The 23,327-nt window shown below is 66.5% G+C and carries 22 protein-coding genes; 6 read left to right on the top strand and 16 right to left on the bottom strand.

Annotated elements, in window-relative coordinates:
• The first annotated feature begins 57 nt into the window (after positions 1 to 57).
• The 4 genes from CP958_RS08790 (at position 58) to CP958_RS08775 (ending at position 3,447) form a co-directional block, all read left to right on the top strand.
• Positions 58 to 1,014: an aspartate carbamoyltransferase catalytic subunit gene (locus CP958_RS08790; RefSeq protein WP_096701587.1), complete on the top strand. Its 957-nt coding sequence runs from the start codon at positions 58 to 60 to the stop codon at positions 1,012 to 1,014.
• Positions 1,014 to 2,324 carry a dihydroorotase gene (locus CP958_RS08785; protein WP_096701586.1) on the top strand — a complete coding sequence of 437 codons (1,311 nt, stop codon included), beginning with the start codon at positions 1,014 to 1,016 and terminating at the stop codon, positions 2,322 to 2,324. Before CP958_RS08790 ends, CP958_RS08785 begins: the two co-directional genes overlap by 1 nt.
• 147 nt (positions 2,325 to 2,471) lie before the next feature.
• Positions 2,472 to 3,071 carry a glycerol-3-phosphate 1-O-acyltransferase PlsY gene (gene plsY, locus CP958_RS08780; protein WP_096701585.1) on the top strand — a complete coding sequence of 200 codons (600 nt, stop codon included), beginning with the start codon at positions 2,472 to 2,474 and terminating at the stop codon, positions 3,069 to 3,071.
• A 31-nt stretch (positions 3,072 to 3,102) separates the two neighbouring features.
• Complete coding sequence (locus tag CP958_RS08775; RefSeq protein WP_096701584.1) at positions 3,103 to 3,447, top strand: cupin domain-containing protein; 345 nt, start codon at positions 3,103 to 3,105, stop codon at positions 3,445 to 3,447.
• Here CP958_RS08775 and CP958_RS08770 read toward each other — a convergent pair whose 3' ends face one another.
• The 10 genes from CP958_RS08770 to CP958_RS08725 form a co-directional block, all read right to left on the bottom strand.
• Positions 3,448 to 5,034, bottom strand: coding sequence for a lysine--tRNA ligase (locus CP958_RS08770; protein WP_096701583.1), 1,587 nt, complete (start codon positions 5,032 to 5,034; stop codon positions 3,448 to 3,450).
• Positions 5,035 to 5,144: 110 nt separating this feature from the next.
• Positions 5,145 to 6,641, bottom strand: coding sequence for a bacteriohemerythrin (locus CP958_RS08765; protein WP_096701582.1), 1,497 nt, complete (start codon positions 6,639 to 6,641; stop codon positions 5,145 to 5,147).
• A gap of 94 nt (positions 6,642 to 6,735) precedes the next feature.
• On the bottom strand, positions 6,736 to 6,954 hold the full coding sequence (locus CP958_RS08760) for a hypothetical protein (RefSeq protein ID WP_141400475.1): 219 nt from the start codon (positions 6,952 to 6,954) through the stop codon (positions 6,736 to 6,738).
• Positions 6,955 to 7,114: 160 nt separating this feature from the next.
• Positions 7,115 to 9,874 (bottom strand): ATP-dependent DNA helicase, encoded by a 2,760-nt coding sequence (locus CP958_RS08755; RefSeq protein ID WP_096701580.1) that lies wholly within the window; start codon positions 9,872 to 9,874, stop codon positions 7,115 to 7,117.
• Between the two features lie 55 nt (positions 9,875 to 9,929).
• Positions 9,930 to 11,417 carry a bifunctional UDP-sugar hydrolase/5'-nucleotidase gene (locus CP958_RS08750; RefSeq protein WP_242442806.1) on the bottom strand — a complete coding sequence of 496 codons (1,488 nt, stop codon included), beginning with the start codon at positions 11,415 to 11,417 and terminating at the stop codon, positions 9,930 to 9,932.
• A 34-nt stretch (positions 11,418 to 11,451) separates the two neighbouring features.
• Entirely contained in the window at positions 11,452 to 12,027 is a 576-nt protein-coding gene (locus CP958_RS08745; RefSeq protein ID WP_096701579.1) for a peroxidase-related enzyme, read from the bottom strand.
• A gap of 25 nt (positions 12,028 to 12,052) precedes the next feature.
• Positions 12,053 to 12,505, bottom strand: a complete 453-nt coding sequence (locus tag CP958_RS08740; protein ID WP_096701578.1) for a PaaI family thioesterase — start codon at positions 12,503 to 12,505, stop codon at positions 12,053 to 12,055.
• The gene (locus CP958_RS08735) at positions 12,505 to 13,320 is read right to left on the bottom strand and encodes a universal stress protein (RefSeq protein ID WP_096701577.1); all 816 of its coding nucleotides are present in this window, start codon (positions 13,318 to 13,320) and stop codon (positions 12,505 to 12,507) included. The genes CP958_RS08740 and CP958_RS08735 overlap by 1 nt, the downstream gene beginning before the upstream one ends.
• A 12-nt stretch (positions 13,321 to 13,332) precedes the next feature.
• A complete protein-coding gene (locus tag CP958_RS08730; RefSeq protein ID WP_096701576.1) occupies positions 13,333 to 14,469 on the bottom strand; it encodes an acyl-CoA dehydrogenase in 1,137 nt (378 codons plus the stop codon).
• Between the two features lies 1 nt (position 14,470).
• Complete coding sequence (locus CP958_RS08725; protein WP_096701575.1) at positions 14,471 to 15,658, bottom strand: acetyl-CoA C-acyltransferase; 1,188 nt, start codon at positions 15,656 to 15,658, stop codon at positions 14,471 to 14,473.
• Positions 15,659 to 15,705: 47 nt separating this feature from the next.
• Here CP958_RS08725 and CP958_RS08720 point away from each other — a divergent pair, with 47 nt between their 5' ends.
• Positions 15,706 to 16,017 carry a nucleotidyltransferase family protein gene (locus CP958_RS08720; RefSeq protein WP_096701574.1) on the top strand — a complete coding sequence of 104 codons (312 nt, stop codon included), beginning with the start codon at positions 15,706 to 15,708 and terminating at the stop codon, positions 16,015 to 16,017.
• Positions 16,004 to 16,363 carry a HepT-like ribonuclease domain-containing protein gene (locus tag CP958_RS08715; protein ID WP_096701573.1) on the top strand — a complete coding sequence of 120 codons (360 nt, stop codon included), beginning with the start codon at positions 16,004 to 16,006 and terminating at the stop codon, positions 16,361 to 16,363. Before CP958_RS08720 ends, CP958_RS08715 begins: the two co-directional genes overlap by 14 nt.
• On the opposite strand, the gene CP958_RS08710 is transcribed toward CP958_RS08715, so the two are convergent.
• The 6 genes from CP958_RS08710 to CP958_RS08685 all read right to left on the bottom strand — a co-directional run bounded on the left by CP958_RS08710 (position 16,350) and on the right by CP958_RS08685 (position 23,315).
• Complete coding sequence (locus CP958_RS08710; RefSeq protein ID WP_096701572.1) at positions 16,350 to 17,840, bottom strand: aldehyde dehydrogenase family protein; 1,491 nt, start codon at positions 17,838 to 17,840, stop codon at positions 16,350 to 16,352. The two genes, CP958_RS08715 and CP958_RS08710, sit on opposite strands and share 14 nt — an antisense overlap.
• 3 nt (positions 17,841 to 17,843) lie before the next feature.
• Positions 17,844 to 19,067, bottom strand: a complete 1,224-nt coding sequence (locus CP958_RS08705) for an AMP-binding protein (protein WP_096701571.1) — start codon at positions 19,065 to 19,067, stop codon at positions 17,844 to 17,846.
• An 88-nt stretch (positions 19,068 to 19,155) separates the two neighbouring features.
• Positions 19,156 to 19,980 (bottom strand): ABC transporter ATP-binding protein, encoded by an 825-nt coding sequence (locus CP958_RS08700; protein WP_096701719.1) that lies wholly within the window; start codon positions 19,978 to 19,980, stop codon positions 19,156 to 19,158.
• A 68-nt stretch (positions 19,981 to 20,048) separates the two neighbouring features.
• A complete protein-coding gene (locus CP958_RS08695) occupies positions 20,049 to 21,287 on the bottom strand; it encodes an ABC transporter substrate-binding protein (protein ID WP_096701570.1) in 1,239 nt (412 codons plus the stop codon).
• A gap of 59 nt (positions 21,288 to 21,346) precedes the next feature.
• Positions 21,347 to 22,417 carry a branched-chain amino acid ABC transporter permease gene (locus CP958_RS08690; RefSeq protein ID WP_096701569.1) on the bottom strand — a complete coding sequence of 357 codons (1,071 nt, stop codon included), beginning with the start codon at positions 22,415 to 22,417 and terminating at the stop codon, positions 21,347 to 21,349.
• Between the two features lie 4 nt (positions 22,418 to 22,421).
• Positions 22,422 to 23,315: a branched-chain amino acid ABC transporter permease gene (locus CP958_RS08685; protein ID WP_096701568.1), complete on the bottom strand. Its 894-nt coding sequence runs from the start codon at positions 23,313 to 23,315 to the stop codon at positions 22,422 to 22,424.
• Between the last annotated feature and the right edge of the window lie 12 nt (positions 23,316 to 23,327).

Genomic DNA, 23,327 nt, shown 5'->3' with positions numbered 1-23,327 from the left:
CATGGCATGTCTCGCCACCTTGCCCGGCGGGCCGGCTGGCACTATAGTTCGCGGACCATGACAGACGCCCGCTTTCCGCACCGTCATCTCCTCGGCATCCAGGGACTGGCCCCGAGCGAGATCACCAGCCTGCTCGACCTGGCCGAAGGCTACGTCGAACAGAATCGCTCCAGCGACAAGCGCAAGAATTTGCTGCGCGGCCGCACGGTCATCAACCTGTTCTACGAGAACTCGACGCGCACGCGCACCAGTTTCGAACTGGCCGGCAAGCGTCTGGGCGCCGACGTGATCAACATGCAGTCGGCGGGCTCCTCGGTGCAGAAGGGCGAGACCCTGATCGACACCGCCATGACGCTCAACGCCATGCACCTGGACGTGCTGGTGGTGCGCCATCCGGATTCGGGCGCGGTCAAGCTGCTGAGCGAAAAGGTCAACTGCGCGGTGATCAACGGCGGCGACGGCAGTCACGAGCACCCGACCCAGGCCCTGCTCGACGCCCTGACCATCCGGCGCCGGAAGGGCAAGCTGTCCGGCCTCAACGTCGCCATCTGCGGCGACGTGCGCCATTCCCGCGTGGCGCGGTCCAACATCTACCTGCTGAACGCCATGGGGGCCCATGTGCGGCTGATCGGGCCGCGCACCCTGCTGCCGTCGGGCCTGGACCGCATGGGCGTCGAGGTCTTCCACGACATGAGGAAGGGCCTGGCCGACGTGGACGTCATCATGATGCTGCGCATCCAGAACGAACGCATGAGCGGCAATTTCATCCCCAGCATCCGCGAGTACTTCCACTTCTTCGGCCTGGACCGCGAGAAGCTGGGGATCGCCAAACCCGACGCGGTGATCATGCATCCCGGCCCCATGAACCGCGGCGTCGAGATCGATTCCGACGTGGCCGACGACGTGGAACGTTCGCTGATCCGCTCGCAGGTGGAGATGGGCGTGGCGGTGCGCATGGCCTGCCTCGACATGCTGACCCGCGACCTGACCCGTTCCACCGAAGGAGCTGCCTGATGGGCGCCCGCAATTCCTCGGGCCTGGTGGCCTATGTCAACGCCCGCCTGCTCGACCCCGCTTCCGGGCTGGATACCAAGGGCGCGCTGCTGACCAACGGCGAGACCATCGCCGACGTGGGCCCCGGCCTGTTCCAGGGCGGCGTGCCGTCGGGCATGGAGGTGGTGGACTGCAAGGGCCTCTGTCTCGCTCCCGGTCTGGTGGACATGCGCGTCCAACTGCGCGAGCCGGGCGAGGAGCACAAGGAGACCCTGAAATCGGCGGGCGAGGCGGCGGTGGCCGGCGGTGTCACCTCCATGGTCTGCCTGCCCAACACCAATCCGGTGATCGACGAGGTCGCCACGGTGGAATTCGTGGCGCGCCGCGCCCGCAAGATCGGTCTGGCCAAGGTCTATCCCTATGCCGCCGCCACCAAGCGGGTGGAAGGCAAGGAACTGGCCGAGATGGGCATGCTGGCCGAGGCCGGCGCCCTGGGCTTCACCGATGGCATCCGGGCCATCCGCAACGCCCAGGTGATGCGCCGGGCGCTGACCTATGCCGCCACCTTCGGCCTGCTGATCGTCCAGCATCCCGAGGAGCCCTCGCTGGCCGAGGGCGGCATGATGAACGAGGGCGAACTGGCTACCCGCATGGGTCTGTCGGGCATTCCGGTGGCCGCCGAGGCCATCATGCTGGAGCGCGACATGCGGCTGGTGGAGATCACCGGCGGGCGCTACCACGCCGCCCACGTCGCCACCAGGGAAGGCGTCGAGATCATCAGGAAGGCCAAGGCCAAGGGCCTCGCGGTCACCTGCGATACCGCGCCGCCCTATTTCGCGCTGAACGAACTGGCGGTGAAGGACTACCGCACCTTCGCCAAGCTGTCGCCGCCCCTGCGTTCGGAAACCGACCGGCAGGCGGTGGTCGAGGGCCTGCGGGACGGCACCATCGACGCGGTGGCCTCCGACCATGCGCCCCAGGACCAGGATTCCAAGCGGGTGCCCTTCGCCGCCGCCGAGTTCGGTGGTGTGGGCCTCGAAACCCTGCTGCCGGTGACGCTCGACCTCGCCCATAACGGCCATATGAGCCTGATCGAGGCGCTGAAGCTGATCACTTGCGCGCCCGCTTCCATCCTGGGGCTGGCGGCGGGCCGGCTCAAGGTGGGCGCGGCGGCCGATCTGGTGCTGTTCGATCCCGATCGCGGCTGGAAGGTCAACGCCAAGACCTTCCATTCCAAGTCCAAGAACTCCCCCTTTGACGACCGTCCGGTGCAGGGCATGGTGATGCGCACCATCGTCGACGGGCGGACGGTGTATACGCACGATGCGTAAGGCCCCCACCCCGACCCTCCCCCATGCTTCGCACGGGGGAGGGAGTTCCGCTCTCGTCCCCCTCCCCCGGCATGGCCGGGGGAGGGCCGCCGTTCTCTTCTCCCTCCCCCGGCCATGCCGGGGGAGGGCTGGGGAGGGGGCCAGCACATGACCGCCCTCATCCTCGCCGCGCTGGGCGGCTACCTGCTGGGCTCCGTTCCCTTCGGCCTCGTGCTGACCCGCCTCGCCGGGCTGGGTGATATCCGCCAGATCGGCTCGGGCAATATCGGCGCCACCAACGTACTGCGCACCGGCCGCAAGGGGCTGGCGCTGGCCACCTTGCTGCTGGACGGCGGCAAGGGCGCCATTGCCGTGGGCCTCGTCTGGGGGCTGCTGGGCAAGGAGATGGTGCCGGTGGCCGGCTTCGCCGCCGTGCTGGGGCACAATTTCCCGATCTGGCTGGGCTTCAAGGGCGGCAAGGGTGTCGCCACCACCATCGGCACTCTGCTGGCCGCCGCGTGGCCGGTGGGGCTGGCCTGCATCGGCACCTGGCTGGTGACCGCCACCATCTTCCGCATCTCGTCGCTGTCGGCGCTGATCGCCCTGGCCGCTTCGCCCGGCTTCGCCCTGTACTTCGCCGGTCCGGAATACGCCCTGATGGCCGCCGGTCTGGCGGTGATGGGCTTTTATCGCCACAAGGCCAATATCGTCCGCCTGATCCGGGGCGAGGAGCCGCGCATCGGCGGTAAGAAAAAGGTCGAGTCTTGACGTCGGGGCGGTGTGGGCGCAAATCCTAGTCATGGATAAGCCCACCGCCCCCACCGTCGGAAGCCTGCTCGCCCATACGGAATCGGATTTCGACGAGGAAGTGTTCGACACCCTGCTGGAAGGCGGGCGCTTCCGCCTGCTGCGTATCGTCTCCAACGGTCAGGCCACCCCGGAGGGTGTCTGGCTGGATCAGGACGACGACGAGTGGGTGGTGCTGATCAAGGGGGCCGCCATGCTGCGCATCGACGGCGAGGCCAAGGCCCACGCCCTGACCCCCGGCGACTGGATGCTGTTGCCCGCCCATTGCCGCCACCGGGTGGAATGGACGGCGCCGGACCAGCCCACCGTGTGGCTGGCCCTGCACAGTGATCCCTGACTACATATCCTGGCCGGCGATGGCCTTGTCCAGCAGGGCGATGGTCTCGGCGACGCCGAACAGCTTGATGAAGCTGCCCATGCGCGGACCCTGGTCATTGCCCAGCAGCACCTCGTAGCAGGCCTTGAACCATGCCTTGAGGTCGGCGAAGCAGGGGCGTTTGCCGATCTCGTAGACCAGATTCTGGATGTCCTCGACGGTGGCGTCGGCGGCGAGGGCTTCGAGCCCGGTCTTGAGCGCGGCGAAGGCCTCGACCTCGTCGGGAGTGGCCTTGCGGTATTTCTTGTTGGGCAGAACGAAGTCGCGGTAATAGGCGATGGCATAGCCCACCAGCCCGCCCAGGATGGGGGCGGTTTCAGGCTGAGCGCCGGGCGCGTAGCGCTTGATGAAGCCCCAGATCACCGCCGGATCGTCGGAGTGGCAGACGCTGACCAGATTCAGCAAGATGTTGAACGACAGGTGGGCATCCTCGGCCGGCGGCTTGCCGCCGTGGATGTGCCACACCGGATTGTCCAGCTTCTTGCCCGGCTCCTCGGACGGGAACTTGCCCAGATAGGCCAGATACTCGTCCACGGCACGCGGGATGACGTCGAAATACAGGCGCTTGGCGGTCTTGGGCTTCTGGTACATGAACAGCGCCAGACTCTCCTGCGGCGCATACTTCAACCAGTCCTCGACGGCCAGACCGTTGCCCTTGGACTTGGAGATCTTCTGGCCCTGGTCGTCCAGGAACAGTTCGTAGGTCAGGTTCATGGGCGCCCGGCCGCCCAGGATGGAGGCGATGCGGGTCGACAGTTGGACCGAGGGGATCAGGTCCTTGCCGCTCATTTCGTAATCGACGCCCAGAGCCACCCAGCGCATGCCCCAATCGGCCTTCCACTGGAGCTTGCACAGCCCCCCGGTCACCGGGGTTTCCACCAGCTTGCCGTCGTCGCGGCGGTAGACGATGGTGCCTGCGTCGACGTCGCGTTCCACCACCGGCACCTGCAGCACGATGCCGGTTTCCGGGCAGACCGGCAGGAAGGGGGAATAGGTGGCGCGGCGCTCGTCGCCCAGCGTGGGCAGCACCACGTTGATGACCTCGTCATAGTGCTTGAGCACGCCCAGCAGGGCGGCGTCGAAGCGGCCCGACTTGTACCACTCGGTGGCCGACTGGAACTCGTACTCGAAGCCGAAGGTGTCGAGGAACGAGCGCAGGCGGGCGTTGTTGTGGTGTCCGAAGCTCTCGTGGGTGCCGAAGGGATCGGGGATGCTGGTCAGCGGCTTGCCCAGGTGCGGCGCGATCATCTCCTTGTTGGGGATGTTGTCGGGCACCTTCCTGAGGCCGTCCATGTCGTCGGAGAAGGCGAACAGGCGGGTGGGAATCTCGGGCGCCAGCAGCGAGAAGGCGCGGCGCACCATGGTGGTGCGCGCCACTTCGCCGAAGGTGCCGATATGGGGCAGACCCGACGGGCCGTAGCCGGTCTCGAACAGCACATAGCCCTTGTCCGGCGCTTTACCTTTCAGACGCTCGTCCAGCAGGGCGCGGGCCTCTTGGAAAGGCCAGGCGGTAGCGGAGCGGGCAAGGTCGCGGGTATCGGAGGACATGGGTTCTGCTTTCCGTTCAAAAAGACAAGAGCGGAAAGCTAGTCCCCGGTGGCGGCGGCGTCAATCATGGTGCTCGGCATGCCGCCCATGGGGAAAACGGGTGGCCGGCCTCAGCGTCGCCTTTCGACTTCCTCGGCCTCGCGATGGGCGAGGTAGTTGGACAGTTCCTTCATCTGGCTCTGCCACTCCTGCTCGGCGTGGCGCTCGTGCAGCCAGATGTCGGGGTCTTCCTTGACCTGACGGAGATAGCGCACCGTGTAGGGGACGTGCAGTTCACGCTGGGGCTCGGTGGTGCCGAAATTGGCGACGAAGCTTTCCAGGAAGGCGGTGGAGACGCGCGGAAACACCCGGTGACAGGCCAGAACCAGGAAGTCGCCCCATTCCGGCGGGAAGCGGGCGAAGGCGCCCAGCAGGTTGTCGCGCAGGGCGCCGTCGCGGGCCTTCTGCTGGAAGATGCGCGGGTCCTTTTCCTGCTCGTAGAGGTCATGGCATATGCGCCAGGCGTGATTGAGGCGCTTCCACCAGTCGTTCTTGGGATCGAGCAGCGAGCGCAGCGTCTCGATCTCGCGGTTGCCGATCTTGGGCAGGTCGTAGGCCTCGGGCGCCGAGGGGGCCAGCATCTCGCGCAGCGCCTTGGTGTTGTCCTTGACCTGAAAGACCTTGGTGCCGTCGGGCTTCTTGGTCTCGACCAGCTTCAATTCGTCCCAGCCGGTGTTCCAGCCCTGCAGGATGCTGTCCTCCAGCGGTTTGGTGACGTGGTCCCAGAAGCTGTCGGTATCGTCCTCGGCCCATTCGTAGCTGGTGGCCAGCATGCGGATGTTGCGGCTGTCCCAGATGGCGGGAAAGATGAACTTGGTCACCGCCGCCTTGAACTTCTCGGCGAATTCGGGCGAGGACAGGAAGAACGGCGGCAATTCGCGTTTCAGCGCCGGATTGTGGCGCTGGAAGAACACCAGCACCTTGTCGATGCGCCGGCCGATGGCCGCCTCGCACAGCTTCTCGAAATTGTCGAATTTCCGGGCGGGGGCGGGCAGTTCCGGCACCACGTATTCCAGCCGTTTCAGCAGATGGGCCAGATTGGGCGGCAACTCGTATTCGAGGTCCCTGTTGCGGGCCTCGCGCCGCGCCTTGCGCTCGGCGTCGTCGTCGCCCTTGGGCGGCAGGCCGGAATACATCTCCATCACCGGGCCGGGCGGCGGCGGTGCCTTCCTGGGGATATAGGATTTGTACTTCATATCCTCCTTGAGGATATGGGTGACCAGCCAGTCGGTCAGCACCCGGATCAACACCTGGGAGCAGGTCTTCAGGTCCTCCTCCAGGGTGGCGGCCTTGAACTTGTCGTGCAGCAGCTTGGCCTTGAAGGCCAGGGCCTCGTGCCCCTTCTTGTGCTGCTCGATCTCCGGGTACCGGGTGGCGGCCATCACCGCCTCCTCGCGGCGGAAATGCTCGTCCACGTAGCGCAGAAGCTCATCCGTGATGGTCGAGACCTGGCGCCAGTTATCCTGGCCGATCCACTGCTCGGTCAGGTTGATCAGGTCGATCAGCTTCTTGTGATCGGCATCCAATGCCGGTGCACCCACCGACATGGCATCGCGCCATACGATCATTCCCGCCCCCGCCCTGCATACATGCCAAAGGCCAATTCCCACCTTTAATCAGATGTGACTTTAGGCATGGTTGTCAACGGTGATAGGGCGAAAGTCAGCCTGGAATTAAATCGTGAGGGTGGCGGCCGTGTTCGGCCAGCAGCGATGCGCTGAGGATGGTGCAGTAATCGCCGAACTCGCAGATTCGCAGGCGGGGACAGGCCAGAATCTCGCGGGTGAAGTTGACCAGCGCATCCGAGTTCGAGGCGTCGATCAATTTCTGTCCGGTGTCCGAGACCAATCGGAAATTGCAGTCTGGGGTTCGCAGCGTCATGGACGCCTCGTCTCGCCAATATTCCGAGCAGGCATTCTTGTCGCTCGGTTCATAAGGAGGATTATACCTAGGGGTGTGCTTCGAATAAAGATCTATTCAATAGGAGTAGAAAATAATACTTATGAATTAGGAAAAAAGTCGAGCATATTTACATAAAATTTTATGCTCCTGCCGGCCTCAGCAGATCGCGGCATTGGCGCACCGCCTCGGCCAGACCGACCTTGACCGGCTCGACCCCGGAGGGGAAGGCGCCGAACAGCCGTGACGGCATCATGGGGTCCAGCAGGACGAAGACGCCCCGGTCGTCGGCGCGGCGCACCAGCCGGCCAAAGGCCTGCTTGAGGCGCAGACGGGTGATCATGTCGTCATAGGCGCGGCCGCCGAACTCGGCGCGCCGCGCCTTGTGCAGGATGTCGGGGCGCGGCCATGGCACCCGGTCGAAGACGATCAGATGCAGCGAGCGGCCGGGCACGTCGACGCCGTCCCGGACCGCGTCCGTACCCAGCAGGCACGAATGCTCCTCGGCGCGGAAGATATCCACCAGGGTCGAGGTATCCATGTTGTCCAGATGCTGGGCCAGCAGCGGCAGGCCGGCATCCTCGAGCGGGGCGCTGATGCGCTTGTGCACCGCTTTCAGGCGCGAGATGGCGGTGAACAGGCCCAGCGCCCCGCCGCCGGCCGCCAGGAACAGCTCGCGATAGGCCGCCGCCACCTGATCCATGTCGTCCTTGCGCACGTCGGTGACGATCAGCACCTTGGTGCGGGCGGGATAGTCGAAGGGCGAGGCCACCTCGGCGCGGACCGGCGCCGATTGCAGATGGATGGCGCCGGTGCGCCGCTCGGCGGCCCGCCAGTCGGTCTCCACGTCGCCCGACCCGTCCTTCAGCGTCGCCGAGGTGATGACGATGCCGTGGGCCGGCTCGACCACCGCCTTGGCGAAGGGCCGGGTCGGGTCGATCCAGTGGCGGTGCATGCCCACGTCCATGTCGCGGCCGTCGAACCTGTCGACGGAGAACCAATCGATGTAATTGTGGTCGGTGACCCCGCCTCCCTGAACAATCCCGTCCAGCATGCCCTTCCACCCGGCCAGCGGCATCAGCACCCGGCGTTCGATGGAACGGCAGATGCCCTCGATGCGCGACCGCGTGGCGGATTCCAGCTCGGCGGCCTCGTCGTCCAGCAGGGCGGCCAGGGATTTGGCCAGCACCTGCAGCGGCAGGGCGACGCGCCCCAGGGCGGCGGCCAGGGCACCCGCCGCCTCGGCCAGCCCCTCCACCGGGGCGGTGGTCTCGGTCTCCAGGCTGTAGGGGGAATCGGGATGGGCGGCGCGGGCATAGACCTGACGGCGCAGCAGGCCGAGGAAGGCCTCCGCCGGCCCCTGGGGCTCGCCCTCGGTGATGCGCACCAGCCAGCCGGGGCCGGGCAGGGCGCGGGCGGCGGCCAGGGCGGCGTCGAGGGACTGGATGGCCTCTTCCGATCCGCCCACCAGATCCTCGGCGCGGCGGTGCAGCCCACGGGCGCGCGAGCGGCTCGAGGCCTCGCCCTCCGGCCCCAGAATCCAGCGCCGCACCTCGGCGGCTTCCATGCCGGTCAGGTGGGCGGAAAAGGCGGCATCGGCGGCGTCAAAAACGTGATGGCCCTCGTCGAAGACCAGCCGGGTCGGCTGGGCGCCGTCGTCCAGCCCGCCCAGGGCCGCCTGGATCATCACCAAGGCGTGGTTGGCGACCACGATGTCGGCGCGGCGCGCCCGGCGCACGGCGCGCTCGATGAAGCATTTGCGGTAATGGGGGCAGGCCGAGAAGATGCACTCGCCCCGGCGGTCGGCGATGCCCAGCGTGCGGGCGCGGCCCAGCACCTCGACCAGCCAGCCGGGGAAATCGCCGCCCACCATGTCGCCGTCGCGGGTGGCGAGAAGCCAGCGGGCCATCAGGCCCACCGCCGCCATATCCTGGTTGCGGTTGCGCCCGACCATCTCCTCGTAGTTCAGCAGGCAGGCGTAGTTCTCGCGGCCCTTGCGGATCACCACCTTGCGCGCCTTGTCGGCGGCGTTGGGGAACAGGCGGTCCAGCTCGCCGTCCAGCTGGCGCTGCAAATTGCGGGTGTGGGTGGAGATCCATACCGGTGCGCCGTTCTTCTCGGCCCACAGCCCGGCGGGGGCGATGTAGCCCAGCGTCTTGCCGGTGCCGGTGCCGGCCTCGGCCAGCACCAGATGGGGATGGCCCTCGGCCTCGCGCGGCTGGAAGGCGCGGCTGACGGCGGAAGCGTAATCGGCCTGGGTGGGACGCTGCTCGGCGCCGTCGCCCAGCATCTGGGCAAGGCGGGCGCGGGTCTCGGCCGGATCGACGGGAATGTTGCCGGGCGGCGGCTCGGGGGCGTATTCGCTCCATTCCGGCAGGCGGTCCCAGACCCGCAGGGCACCGCCGCCCCGCCCCGAATCGCCCTGCACCCCCAATGCCGCCAGCACCGCGTTGCCCCAGCCCCAGCCGCCACGGGCCATCATCCAGGCGAGGCCACGGGTGTCGATGGCCCTGGCGGCGGTGTCGGCATTGGTGCGGGCCGCCAATTCCTCCAGCAGACGGCGCACCGAGGTCATCAGCGCCTCGGCCTCGTCCTCCAGATCGGCGGGATGAGCCAAGCCCATGGCATCGGCCAATCCGCGCGGCGTCGGCAGGCAGAAACGGGCGGGACGCACGAAGGCGAACAGTTCCAGGATGTCGAGGCGCAGGAAATCCTCGATTCCGAGGCGCGCCGCCACGGCCGGACCGTGACAGACCAGCGGGCTCTCGTTGCGGGCATAGCGCGCCGCCTCGTTACGGCTCAGGCGGCGGAACTCGCCGTCGGGCTCCAGCGCCACCGCGCCCCGGACCCCGGCGACCAGCACCGGAACATGGGGCAGCAATATGCGGGACGGCGCAGACATGGCCGGAGACTACAGGGGGAACGATTGGTGCACAAGGCGTGCTGTGGCGGGCACCTCAGCGCACCGCCACCACGCGGCCCTCGACCTTGGGGGAGACGGTGCCCCTGGCGGCGACGTAGTCGCTGACCACGTTGACCAGCAGCGGCGCGGCCTCGGCGTTGACCAGTACCTTGCCCTCCCTGAGAGCCTGATAGCCGTCGCCGCCGCCCGCCAGATAATCGGTGGTGGCGAGGCGGTAGGGGCGCTTGGGTTCGACCGGCTTGCCGCCGATCTGGGCCAGGACGATGCGCCGACCGGCCGGCCTGGTGGAATCATAGGTGACGGACAGGCCGGACACCTGGGGGAAACGGCCCGCCTTGGCCTCCACCGCCGACAGGGTGTATTCCAGCACGCTCAGCAATTGGGCGCCGCTGATCTCCACCATCATCACCGTGTTGCCGAACGGCATCTCGGACAGCAGGTCGCGCCGCGTCAGGCTCGATCCCGGCTGGTACTGGCGGTTGCCGCGCAGGCCGCCGCCGTTGATCAGGGCCATGTCGGCGCCGAAATGGGCGCGAAGGGCGTCGGCCACCAGATTGCCGATGGCCGCCTCGTCGCCCCGCACCGTGGTGGTGCGGCTGTCCATGGCGGTGGCCAGCGTGGCAAGGGGGGCGTCCAGCGCCTCGCCCATCAGGGCGTCGGTCTTGCCCACCACGCCGGCCAGGGCGGGAGCGGGCGCCACGCCGGTCACCGGCAGGAAGCGCCAGCCCTCGGTGGTGACGGAGGTCGGGCCGGTCTTGCCGGCATCGGGGCGGTCGACCATCAGGTCCACCATGCCGAGCCAATGGGCGTCATGGCCGGCTTTCAGCACCAGCGGGCCGTTCTCCAGGAAGCTGATGGGATCGTGATCGTGGCCGCCCAGCACCAGGTCGATCCCCTTCACTCCATTGGCCAGCTTGCGGTCATCCTCCAGATCCTGGTGGGTGAGCGCCACCACCAGTTCGGCGCCCTGGGCGCGCAACTGGCGGGCGGTGGCCTCGGCGGCGGTGCGTTCGTCGGTGAAGGTGGCGCCCTGGGTGGTGGACATGCGGGAGGTGGCCTTGGTCAGCACGCCCAGAAAGCCGACCTTGACCCCGCCGATCTCGACCAGCAGCGAAGGCTTGACCCCCGCCACGCCCTCGATGTTGGAGCCGACCCAGGGGAAGGTGGAGGCCTTGATCTGGGTGACGAAGTTCCCGGTGCCGAAATCGAACTCATGGTTGCCGGGCACGGCGGCCACCGGAGCCAGCGCGTTGAAGAACTCCACCATATGGGCGCCCTTGGTGATGTTGGACGCCAGCGAAGGGCTGAGCAGGTCGCCGCCGAAGGTGAACACCGGGTTGGGATTGCGGCCGCGCTCGCGCTCCAGCACGGAGAGCAGTTCGGCCAGCCCGCCCTTGCCCTCGACGGGCCGGTATTCGTAGATATCGTTGACGTGCAGGAAGGTCAGGCGGACCTGCTCCGCCATGGCCTGACCGGTCCCGACCAAGCAGGCCAGGACGGCAACGATTATCCGTATCTTCATGGCATCCGCATCTTCATGGCGCCCTCGGGAAAACTCAGCGGTTCATCCCGTGGTATTCGGGATTGGGCATCATGTCCAGCCCGTGGGCCATGCGGTTGGTGTAATTGAAGAAGGCGGCGGTGTCGGTGATGTCGAAAATGTCGGCATCGGAAAAGCCCGCCTCGCGCAACGCCGCACGGTCGGCCTCGGCGATGTCGTGGGGAGTCTTGGTCAGCTTCCAGGCGTAATCCAGCATGGTCCGCTGGCGGATGGAAAGCTCCGCCACCCGATAGTTCATCACCAGCATTTCGCCCAGTTGCGGGTCGTCGGACAACTGGCGCAGCGCCTGCCCATGGGCCACCAGGCAGTAGTAACAGCGGTTGGCCGACGAGACGACCACGGCGATCATCTCGCGCTCCAGCTTGGAAAGGCCGGAATCCTCGGCCAGCATCAGCTGGTTGTAGAAGCGCGAGAAGGTGCGGAACTTCTCGGGCCGCGCCGTATAGGCCTGCAGCACGTTGGGCCGCATGCCCAGCTTCTCGTCGCACTTGGCGAAATAGGCGGCGATGTCCTCGGGATAGTCCCTCGCCTCGGGCAGGGCGATGCGGACGATATGATCGGGCTGGGGCATGGCGTCTCTCCGGCGATGGGGGAAATCAGACCGGGTCGGAGGCACCCGCCAGGCAGATCATGGTGGCCAGCATGGTAGCCGCCAGGGTCTCCTTGCCGTCCTCGACGCCGTAGACGTCGGAGCGCACCACGACCAGGGTGCGGCCGGGCTTCAGAACCTGGGCGCGGGCCACCAGCTTTTCACCCTTGGCCGGGCTGAGCAGGTTGACCTTGAACTCGGTGGTCAGCACCGCCGAGCCGGCCGGCATCAGGGAAAAGGCGGCGTAGCCGGCGGCGGTGTCGGCCAGGGTGGTGGTGGCGCCGGCATGGACGAAGCCGTGCTGCTGGCACAGATCGGGACGGGTGGGCATCTCCAGGGTGCAGTGTCCCGGCTCCAACTCCGTCATGCGGGCCCCGATGGTGGCCAGGAACGCCTGCCGGGCGAAGCTGGCCTCCACCTTTTGGCGGTAATCGGGGTCCTTGGGCTTGAAATGGGTCATCAATTGCTCATCAGCACCGGCACGGTCATGTGGGCCAGCACGTAGCGGGTGCCGGTGCCGCGCTTCAGCGACAGGCCGTAATGGCCGTGCGCCCCCATGACCACCAGATCGGCACCCAGGTCGCACAGGCGCGACAGCAGCATGTCCATCTTGCCGATATGCTCGCCGGCCAGCCGCTCGGCGCTGGCGCTGATGCCGCAGGCGGCCAGATGGTCGAGGATATCCACCTGGGGCACCTCGCCCATGGCGTTGGAGCCTTCGTCCGAGGGGCCGCGCAGGCTGAGCACGGTCACCGACTTGGCATTTCGCATCAGCGGCTTGGCGTCGTTGAGGGCGCGGACCGCTTCCTTGCCGGCGTTCCAGGCCAGGGCGATACGCTCGCCCACGGTGGGGAAGCTGCCGGTATGGGGGATGACCAGCACCGGACGGCCGCAATGCAGGATGACGTGCTCGATCATTTCCTCGGGCACCAGCTTGCTCTTGGCCTCGGTCTGGCCCATCACCACCAGATCGGCATAGCGGGCGCAGAACATGGTCTCGCTGACCACGTGGCCGGGCTCGCCGTGGGCCAGTTGCCACCAGCGGGACCTGACGCCTACGGCGGCACAGGCGGCGTTGAACTTTTCCTTGGCGGCGTCGCGGGCCTGGACCAGTTGGTCGCTGGCCTTGTGGGCGACGGCGCTGGGGCGATGGCTTTCGGTCCGGGCGAACAGTCCGGTCAGGCGGGCGTCGAAGCTCTTGGCCAGACCGATGGCGATGTCCAGGCGGGCGGCGCAGCGCTCGCTGTCGTCGATGTGGACGAGGATGTCTTTCATGGTCCTGTTCCCCTATTCCGTCGCCAAGGCGCGAGAGATCACCAGGCGCTGGATATCGCTGGTTCCTTCATAAATCTGACAGACCCGGACGTCGCGGTAAATGCGTTCCACCGGGAAATCGGCGAGATAGCCATAGCCGCCATGAATCTGGATGGCGTCGGAGCAGACGCGCTCCGCCATCTCGGACGCGAACAGCTTGGCCATGGAGGCCTCCTTGAGGCACGGCCGCCCCGCATCGCGCAGGGTGGCGGCGTGCAGCACCATCTGCTCGGCCACCTCGATTTTGGTCGCCATGTCGGCCAGCCGGAAAGCCACGGCCTGATGCTCGAAGATGGGCTTGCCGAACTGCTTGCGTTCGCGGGCGTAGGCAAGGGCGTGGTCGAAGGCCGAGCGCGCCATGCCGACGCTTTGCGCGGCGATGCCCAGGCGGCCGCCTTCCAGGTTGGCGAGCGCGATCTTCAGGCCCTCGCCCTCCTCGCCCAGGCGACGGGCGGCGGGAACGGCCATGTCCTCGAAGGCCAGTTGGCAGGTGTCGGACAGGTGCTGGCCCAGCTTGTCCTCGACGCGGACCACGTTGAAGCCGGGCGTGTCGGTGGGCACCACGAAGGCCGAGATGCCGCGCTTGCCCGCCTGCGGATCGGTGACGGCGAAGACGATGGCCACCTGGCCGTTCCGGGCGGTGCTGATGAACTGCTTGGCGCCGTTGATGATGTAGCGGTCGCCGTCCTTGCGCGCCCTGGTGCGGATCGAGGCGGCGTCGGAACCGGCCTCGGGCTCGGTCAGGCAGAAGCAGCCCAGCGTCTCGCCCCGTGCCATGGGGCGCAGGAACTCCTCCTTCTGGGCGTCGGTGCCGTAGGAGAGGATGGGCATGCAGCCCACCGAGTTGTGCACGCTCATGATGGTCGACAGCGGGCCGCAGCCGGCGGCGATCTCCATTACCGCCATGGCGTAGGAGACGTAGTCGGTACCGGCGCCGCCCCATTCGGGCGGCACCACCATGCCGAGGAAGCCCAACTCGCCCATTTCGGCGATGGCGTCTCTGGGGAACAGGTGCTCGCGGTCCCAGCGGGCGGCGTTGGGGGCCAGCTTCTCTCTCGCGAAGTTCCGCGCCATGTCGCGGATCAACTGCTGCTCCTCGGTGGGGATCATGCTAGGCCAGCTCCACCATCATGGCGGTGGCCTCGCCGCCGCCGATGCACAGGCTGGCCACGCCGCGCTTCAGGCCATAGGTCTTCAGCGCCGCCATCAGGGTGACGATGATGCGGGCGCCCGAGGCGCCGATGGGGTGTCCCAGGGCGCAGGCGCCGCCATGGACGTTGACCCGCTCGTGGTCGAGCTTCAAGTCGTGCATGGCCGCCATGGTGACCACGGCGAAGGCCTCGTTGATCTCCCACAGATCGATATCGCCGGCCTTGCAGCCCACCTTGTCCAGCAGCGCCTTGATGGCGCCCACCGGGGCGGTGGTGAACAGGGCCGGGGCCTGGGCGAAGTTGGTGTGTCCCAAGATGGTGGCCATGGGGGCGAGGCCGCGCCGGACGGCTTCCGAGCGGCGCATCATCACCAGAGCGGCGGCACCGTCCGAGATGGAGGACGAATTGGCCGCCGTCACCGTGCCGCCCTCGCGGAAGGCGGGCTTCAAGGTCGGAATCTTGTCGGGCATGGCCTTGCCCGGCTGCTCGTCGATGCCGACCAGCACGTCGCCCTTGCGGCCCTTGAGGGTGACCGGGGCGATCTCGGCGGCGAAGGAGCCTTCGGCGATGGCCTTCTGGGCGCGGGACAGGGAGGCCAGCGCGAAGCCGTCCTGGGCCTCGCGGGTGAACTTGTAGCTGTCGGCGCATTCCTCGGCGAAGGTGCCCATCAGGCGGCCCCTGTCATAGGCATCCTCCAGCCCGTCCAGGAACATGTGGTCGTAGACCTTGCCGTGGCCCAGGCGATAGCCGCCACGCGCCTTGTCCAGCAGATAGGGGGCGTTGGACATGCTTTCCATGCCGCCCGCCACCATCACCCGGGCGGTACCGGCCACCAGCAGGTCGTGGGCCAGCATGGCCGCCTTCATGCCCGAGCCGCAGACCTTGGAGATGGTGGTGCAGCCGGCCGAGCGCGGCAGGCCGGCGCCCAGGGACGCCTGCCGCGCCGGGGCCTGGCCGACACCGGCCGGCAGAACGCAGCCCATGAACACCTCGTCCACCTGATCGGGGGCGATGCCGGCCCTTTCCACCGCCGCCTTGATGGCGGTGGCGCCCAGCGCCGGGGCGGCGAGAGAGGCGAAGTCGCCCTGAAAGCCGCCCATGGGGGTGCGGGCGGCGCCGACGATGACGATGGGATCAGCGGAGGTCATGGGGCTGTCCTTTGCGGAATACGTTGGTTTTTGGTAGGATACGCCTTATGGGACGCGTACAGACCCTTTCCGAGGTGATCGCCATCCTGAAGGAGCACGAGAGCTTCTTCCGGGGAAAGGGCATTACGCGTCTGGCGGTATTCGGCTCCATGGCGCGCGGCGAAGCGCGTCCCGACAGCGACATCGATCTGGTGATCGACCTCGATCCCGAGATGAAGTTCAGCTACATCGACCTGGGCATCGTCGAGGATTCCTCCAGCGACTGGCTGGGGCGCAAGGCCGACATGCTGACCCGCCGCGCGTTGCGGCCCTACATGGCGGACGAAGTCGCCAAGGACGGCGTCGATGTCTTTCGCTGAGAGGCGGCGCGCGACGGAAGCCTTGGACGCCATTCTGTCCGCTATCGACGAGATCGGTGAGTTCGTCGGTGGCAGGGACCGGGAATCCTTCCTAATGGACCGCAAGACTTCACTCGCCGTGACGCATCTGGTCATGATGATCGGCGAGGCATCCAGGGATCTTCTCGATGGAATCGCCGAGCGGCGGCCGGAGATCCCGTGGAAGCAGGTGCGGGACATGCGCCACCGCATCGCCCATGAATATCTCGCCGTCGATTTCAGACTGGTATGGGATGTTGCCACCAACGATCTCGCTTCTCTGCGCGCCGCTTTGTTGAAGGAACGCGACTTCCTCACTTCATGTTGAAGATGATGGTCTTCTTGTGGGTGAAGTGCTCCAGCATGGATTCCAGCGAGGCCTCCTTGCCGATGCCCGAGGTCTTGACGCCGCCATAGGAGAGCGTCGGCTGGACCACCAGGTTCTGGTTGACCTGGACGAAGCCGGCTTCCAGGCGCTTGGTCGCATCCATGGCGACCTTGAAATCCCGCGTCCAGATGGAGGCGGCCAGACCGTATTCACTGTCGTTGGCCTGGGCGATCACCTCTTCGTAATCGGTCCACTTGATGACGGCGCAGACGGGGCCGAAGATTTCCTCCTGGCACAGGCGGTCCGAGTTCTTCATGCCGGTGAAGATCACCGGCTGGACGAAGCGGCCCTTGGCCAGCCTGGGGTCGGTGGGCATGGCCGAGCACACATGCTTGGTGGCGCCCTTGGTCTCCTCGCCCACCTTGATGTAGCTCCTGACCCGGTCCAACTGGCCGTCCGAGACGATGGTGCCGATGTCGGTCTTCTCGTCCAAGGGATCGCCCATCACCATGGCGTCGACCTTGGCCTTCACCTTGGCGACGAACTCGTCGTGGATGGAGGCGTGCACGAACAGGCGCGACGAGGCGGTACAGCTCTGGCCCTGGCGGGTGAAGCGCATGCCGGCCAGGGCGCCGGCCACCGCCTGATCCATGTCGGCGTCGGCGCAGACGATCATCGGGCTCTTGCCGCCCAGTTCGAGCGTCACGGGGATCAGCTTCTCGGCCGCCGCCTTGTAGACGATGCGCCCCGTCTCGACGGAACCGGTAAAGGTCACCTTCTTGACGTCGGGGTGTTCGACCAGCGGCGCGCCGCATTCGGGGCCGAAGCCCGACAGCATGTTGAACAGGCCGGGCGGCAGCACGGTGTTCATGATCTCGGCGACGCGCAGCACGGTCAGCGGCGCCTCTTCCGCCGACTTGACCACCACGGCGTTGCCGGCCACCAGGGCGGCGGCGGCCTTCATGGCCATCAGCAGCAGCGGCACGTTCCACGGAATGATGCAGCCTACTACGCCCACGGGCTCACGCACCGTCACGGTCAGCATGTCGGGGCTGAAGGGAATGGTCTCGCCCTTGAGCTCGCTGCCCAGGCCACCGAAGAAGGTGAACATATCGGCCAGCACCCCGGCCTCGACCCGACTTTCGGTGCGCAGCGCCTTGCCGGTCTCGAGCGCCACCAGACGGCCCAGTTCCTCCACGTGGGCCGACAGCACCCGGCCGCACTCGGCCACCAGCTTGCCGCGCGCCCTGGCCGATTGCTTGGCCCATTCCTTCTGGGCGGCCTTGGCGCTGGCCACCGCGGCGTCGACGTCCGCCTTGGTGCCGAAGGCGGCGGTGGCGATCTCTTCGCAGGTGGCGGGGTTGTCCACCGGGAAGGTCTGGCCCAGGGCGGCGGGCACGAACTTGCCGCCGATCAGGTGCTTGGCCGAAAGGGCCTTGGCCAGCTTGAAGGGATCGAGTTCAGGCGTGAGGGTCATGATTCAGGCTCGCTTGTCTTGGATGACGATACCGTCGTTGGGCAGGCCGCCGGGGGCAACGAACGCCACCTCGGTCTTCAGCTTGCACAGCGACAGGAAAGAGTCCTTCAGGGCCGCTTCCAGGCCGGTGGCATTGGTCTCGACATTGAGGGTCAGGCGGTCGGTCTCACCGCCCGATTCCACCACCAGCCGGGCGCGGATGACTTCCGGGTGGCGCTTGGCCACCTCGGCGATCTGGCGGGGATGGACGAACATGCCCTTGATCTTGGTGGTCTGGTCGGCGCGGCCCATCCAGCCCTTGAGCCGCATGTTGGTGCGGCCGCAGGGGCTGGTTCCGGCCAATACCGCCGACAGATCGCCGGTGGCGAAGCGGATCAGCGGGTAATCCTGGTTGAAGGTGGTGACCACCACCTCGCCGACCTCGCCCTCGGGGACCGGATCGCCGGTGCCGGGTCGCACGATCTCGACGATGACGCCTTCGTCGACGATCAGTCCCTCGCGGGCCCTGGTCTCGTAGGCGATCAGGCCAAGATCGGCGGTGGCGTAGCACTGGGTGACGTCGACGCCTAAATCCTTCAAGGACTGGCGCAGTGGCGGCAACAAAGCCTCGCCCGACACGCAGGCCTTGGTCAGCGAGGAATGGTCGAGACCCATCTCCTCGGCCCGCTCCAGGATGATCTTGAGGAAGGAGGGCGTGCCGCCATAGCCGGCCGGTTTCAGGTCGGCGATGGCCTGGGCCTGCTGGTCGGTGTTGCCGACGCCGGCCGGAAACACCGGGCAGCCCAGGGCATGGGCGGCGGTCTCGAACATCACGCCACCCGGCGTGAAGTGGTACGAGAAGCAATTGTGCATCAGATCGCCGTGGCGGAAGCCGGCGGCATGCAGCGCGCGGGCGACGCGCCACCAGTCGTTGTCCCAGCCCTCGGGGTCGTAGATGGGGCCGGGCGAGGCGAAGACGCGGCGCAGTTCGGACCGGGGCGTGCTGATCAGCGAGGCGAAGGGCGGGTCGGCCTGCTGGGCGTCGATCAGTTCCGACTTGCGGGTCACCGGCAGCTTGGCCAGGGCGGCGCGGCCGGTGACCGAGGCCGGGTCCACGTCGGCCAGCAGCCGGGCGAAGGCCGGCGAGTCGGCCTTGGCCAGGGCGACCTGGGCGGGCAGGGACTCGAAATGGGCGGCCTCGCGCTCGTCATGGGAGCGGGTTTCCAGGGAATCATAGAATTCGGTCATTAAGTCTTCTTTCCTTCGTCCCCCCGGGCTCGAGCCCTAAGGGTCCACGGATGGCCGGGGCAAGCCCGGCCATGACGGTGGGAGGGCGTTACAGCCAGCGCTTTCTGCGCTTGTAGGACTTCAAGTTCTTGAACGATTTCCGTTCCTTGTCGCCGCCCAGGTAGAATTCCTTGACGTCCTCGTTGTTGACCAGATCGTCCTTGGGCCCGTCCAGCACGATCTTGCCCGATTCCATGATGTAGCCGAACTGGGCGATCTTGAGCGCCATGCGGGCGTTCTGCTCCACCAGCAAGATGGTGATGCCGGTCTCGGCGCACAGGGTCTCGATGATGGCGAACACTTCCTTGACCAGCAGCGGCGACAGGCCCATGGACGGCTCGTCCAGCAGGATCATCTTGGGCCGGGCCATCATGGCGCGGCCGATGGCCAGCATCTGCTGCTCGCCGCCCGAGAGATAGCCGGCCAGGCCGGTGCGTTCCTTCAGGCGGGGGAAGTAGTGGAAAACCTTCTCGATATCGTCGCGGATGGCGGCGCCGCCGTCCTTGCGGGTGAAGGCGCCGAGCCGCAGGTTCTCGGTCACCGTCATGTCCTCGATGATGCGGCGGCCTTCCATCACTTGGAAGATGCCGCGCCGCACGATCTCTTCCGGGGCGCGGTTGGCGATCTCTTCGCCCATGAAGGTGATGTTGCCGCGCGTCACCTCGCCGTCCTCGGTGCCCAGCAGGCCCGAGATGGCTTTCAGCGTGGTGGACTTGCCGGCGCCGTTGGGACCCAGCAGGGTGACGATCTTGCCCTTGGGCACGTCCAGGCTGACGCCCCTCAAGACCAGGATGACGTCGTCGTAGACCACCTCGATGTTGTTCACCGAGAGGAGGATTTCCTCGGGGGCAAGCTTGAGAGCGGGTTCAGCCATGGCCGTATCCGTTTCCATTAGAAAAATGACGGGAGGCGGCGTGGCCGCCTCCCGCTACGGCTTGGGCCTTACCAGCCCAGCCATTCCTTGCGGCGCGGAATGTCGGCGGTATAGACCTGCTTCATGCCGATGGTGCCGCCCTTGGTCGAGGCCTGATAGACCTTGACCGTGGTGGTGCCGCGATGGTCGTCGGCGGTCCAGGTGGACGGCAGGCAGACGCCTTCCAGACCGGCGGGGACCCAATCCTTGGGGTGGGTTTCCATGGCCTTCTTGATGGCGGGGCCGGTGATGGGGCCGGACTTGGCGGCCATCTCCATGGCTTCCTTCATGTAGTAGACCGAGCAGATGGCGCGGATGTAGTGCACCGGGCGGGCCTCGTTGCCGGTGGGGTCGGAGACCTTGGAGATGTCGCGCACCAGCTTCATGCCGGGCGTGTCGTCGCTCCAGGTCGAGGCACCCACCACCCAGACCAGCTTGTCGGCGGCCTCGCCGGTGGCCTTGAGCGAGCCCTCATCGGTGCCCCAGATATTGGCCAGGAACTGGGTGGTGACGCCCACCGTCTCGCACGACTTCAACAGCGAGATGGTCGAGCCCGAGGTGTTGCCCAGATAGGCGTAGTTGGCGCCGGATTCCTTCAAGGACAGGCACTGGGCCTTGAAGTCGCCGGGCTTCAGCGAGTACTGGATCTCGTTGCCGACATCGAAGCCCAGTTCCTTGGCATAGGCGCCGCAGGCCATCTTGGGGGCGTTGGGATAGGGGTGGTTGTCGCCCATGTGGACGAATTTGGGCTTACCCGAACCGCCCTTCTTCTTCCAGTCCTCGTGCGCCCACTGGACCAGGCCGCGGCAGGCGTCGGAATAGCTGGGGCCGTAGAAGAAGTTGTAGGGGGCGCCCTTGACCGAGGTCTTGCCCTGCGGGTCGGTCAGGTGGCCGGAATAGGAGGCCGAGAAGTACGGGATCTCGTCCTTGGCGACGCTGCTCACCAGCGCCTCGGTGTCGCCGGTGCCCCAGCCCTGGATGGCGGTGGCCTTCTCCGAGCCGGTCAGCTTCTTATAGGCGGCCATGGCGCGCGGCACTTCGTAGGCGTAGTCCACGGTCTCGAAGATGATCTTCTTTCCCGCCACGCCGCCATGGGCGTTGATGTAGTTCATGGCGTCGGCGATGCCCTGGCCGTAGGGCTTGCCCACCGCCGAGGTGGCGCCGGTGATGTCGGCGATGTGGCCGACCAGGATGCCGTCGGCGGCCATGGCCGCCCCGGCGGACAGCAGGGCGATCGCGGCGGTTCCGGCGAACAGGGTATGCTTCATTGTGGTGCTCCTCCCATGATTTCGTTGAATCAAGTTCAGCGTCTTCTTGTTGGTCTTGGTCAGTACGAGAACGGATACAGCTTCCAATAGGATTTGATCAGACGCCAGCGGTGAACCAGACCGTCGGGCTCGAAGATCAGGAACAGCACGATGGCCAGGCCGATGGAGGCCTCCTTGATGTAGGCCAGTGCGCTGGTCAGTGCCGGAATGTCGCCGGCCACGTGCTTGACGGTGCTGACGGCGGCCTCGGTGGCTTCGGGCAACAGCACCATGAAGGCGGTGCCCATCAGGGTGCCCATCACCGAGCCCATGCCGCCGATGATGATCATGCCCAGGAACTGGATGGACAGTAAGATGGTGAAGCCCTCGGCCGAGACGTAGCCGAGATAGTGGCCGTACAGCGCCCCCCCGACGCCGGCATAGAACGACGAGATGCCGAACGACAGGATGCGGTACTTGGTGAGGTTGATGCCCATCACCTCGGCCGACAGGTAGTGGTCGCGCACCGCCACGAAGGCGCGGCCGTCCCTGGTGCGCAGCAGGTTGGTGCCCAACAGGTACATCACCACCACGAAGAACAGCACCACGTAGAAGAAGCCCTTGTCGCCGCCGACCTCATAGCCGAACAGGCTGATGGGGTTGGCCATGGCGCCCGACGAGCCGCCGGTGAACCAGTTGGCCCGCGCGAAGAAGTCTTCCAGGATGAACTGCGAGGCGAAGGTGGCGATGGCGAGATAAAGTCCCTTCAGCCGCCCCGCCGGAATGCCGAACAGCAGGCCCAGCAGCGTGGTCATCACGCCGGCCAGCGGAATGGCCAGCAGCACCGGCACCCCGAAGGTGTTGTTCAGCCACGCCGAGGCGAAGGCGCCGAAGCCGAAGAAGGCGGCGTGGCCCAACGAAATCTGACCGGTGCAGCCCACCAGGATGTTGAGGCCCAAGGCGGCGATGCCGTAGAACCCGATCTGGATCATCAGGGCCATCAGGTAGTTGCTGAACACCAGCGGCGCGGCGGCGGCGGCGAGGATGCCGGCGATGCACCAGGCCCGCGACGCAGGCGTCAGGAAGATGGTGGTGTCGGCGGCGTAGGTGGTCTTGAACTGGCCGCAGGGAATGAGGCTGGACGAGATCATGACCTTACACCCTCTCGATGGTCTTGGTGCCGAACAGGCCGTAGGGCTTGATCATCAAGATGATGACCAGGACGTAGAACGGCGCCACGGTGTACAGGTTGCCCACGTGCAGGAACTGGCTGTCGGCGTATTCCGCCAGATTCTCCAGCACGCCGATGATCAGGCCGCCCAGCACCGCGCCGACGATGGAATCGAGGCCGCCGACGATCACCGCCGGGAAGACCTTGATGCCGAAGAACGACAGGGCCGAGGATACGCCGTTGACCATGCCCACCACCACGCCGGCCAGGGCCGAGACCATGGCCGAGATGGCCCAGGCGGTGGCGAACACCGCCTTGACCGAGATGCCCAGGCTTTGCGCCACCTGCTGGTTGAAGGCGGTGGCCCGCATGGCGAGGCCCATGCGCGAGTACTTAAAGAACCAAGCGAAGGCGCCCATGATGACGATGGAGACCACCAGACTCATCAGATAGGCGGGCTGCACCGACAGGCCGAGGATGTCCACCGACTTGACCGGGAAGATTTCGGGGAAGGGCTGGGCCCACACGCCGAAGATGGACTTCATCACCGCCTGGAAGAAGATGGAGAGCCCGATGGTCACCATGATCACGCTGATCACCGGCTCGCCGATCAGCGGGCGCAGCACGATCATCTGCAGCGCGATGCCGAAGACCATCATGAAGGCGAAGGTCATGGGAAAGGCGATCCAGAAGGGCAGCGCCATGCTGGTGACCAGCCACCAGCAGGTCCAGGCGCCGATCAGCAGGAACTCGCCCTGGGCGAAATTGACCACCTGGGTCGACTTGTAGATCAGCACGAAGCACATGGCGACCACGCCATACAGCGTGCCGACGATCAGCCCGTTGACCAGGAGTTGGAGAAGCAGCGAGGAACCCATTTTCCGTGTTCT

It is taken from the genome of Magnetospirillum sp. 15-1, assembly GCF_900184795.1.
GTDB lineage: Bacteria > Pseudomonadota > Alphaproteobacteria > Rhodospirillales > Magnetospirillaceae > Phaeospirillum.
Note: the sequence above shows the minus strand (reverse complement) of the source record. Positions and strands in the feature narration are given on the sequence as shown.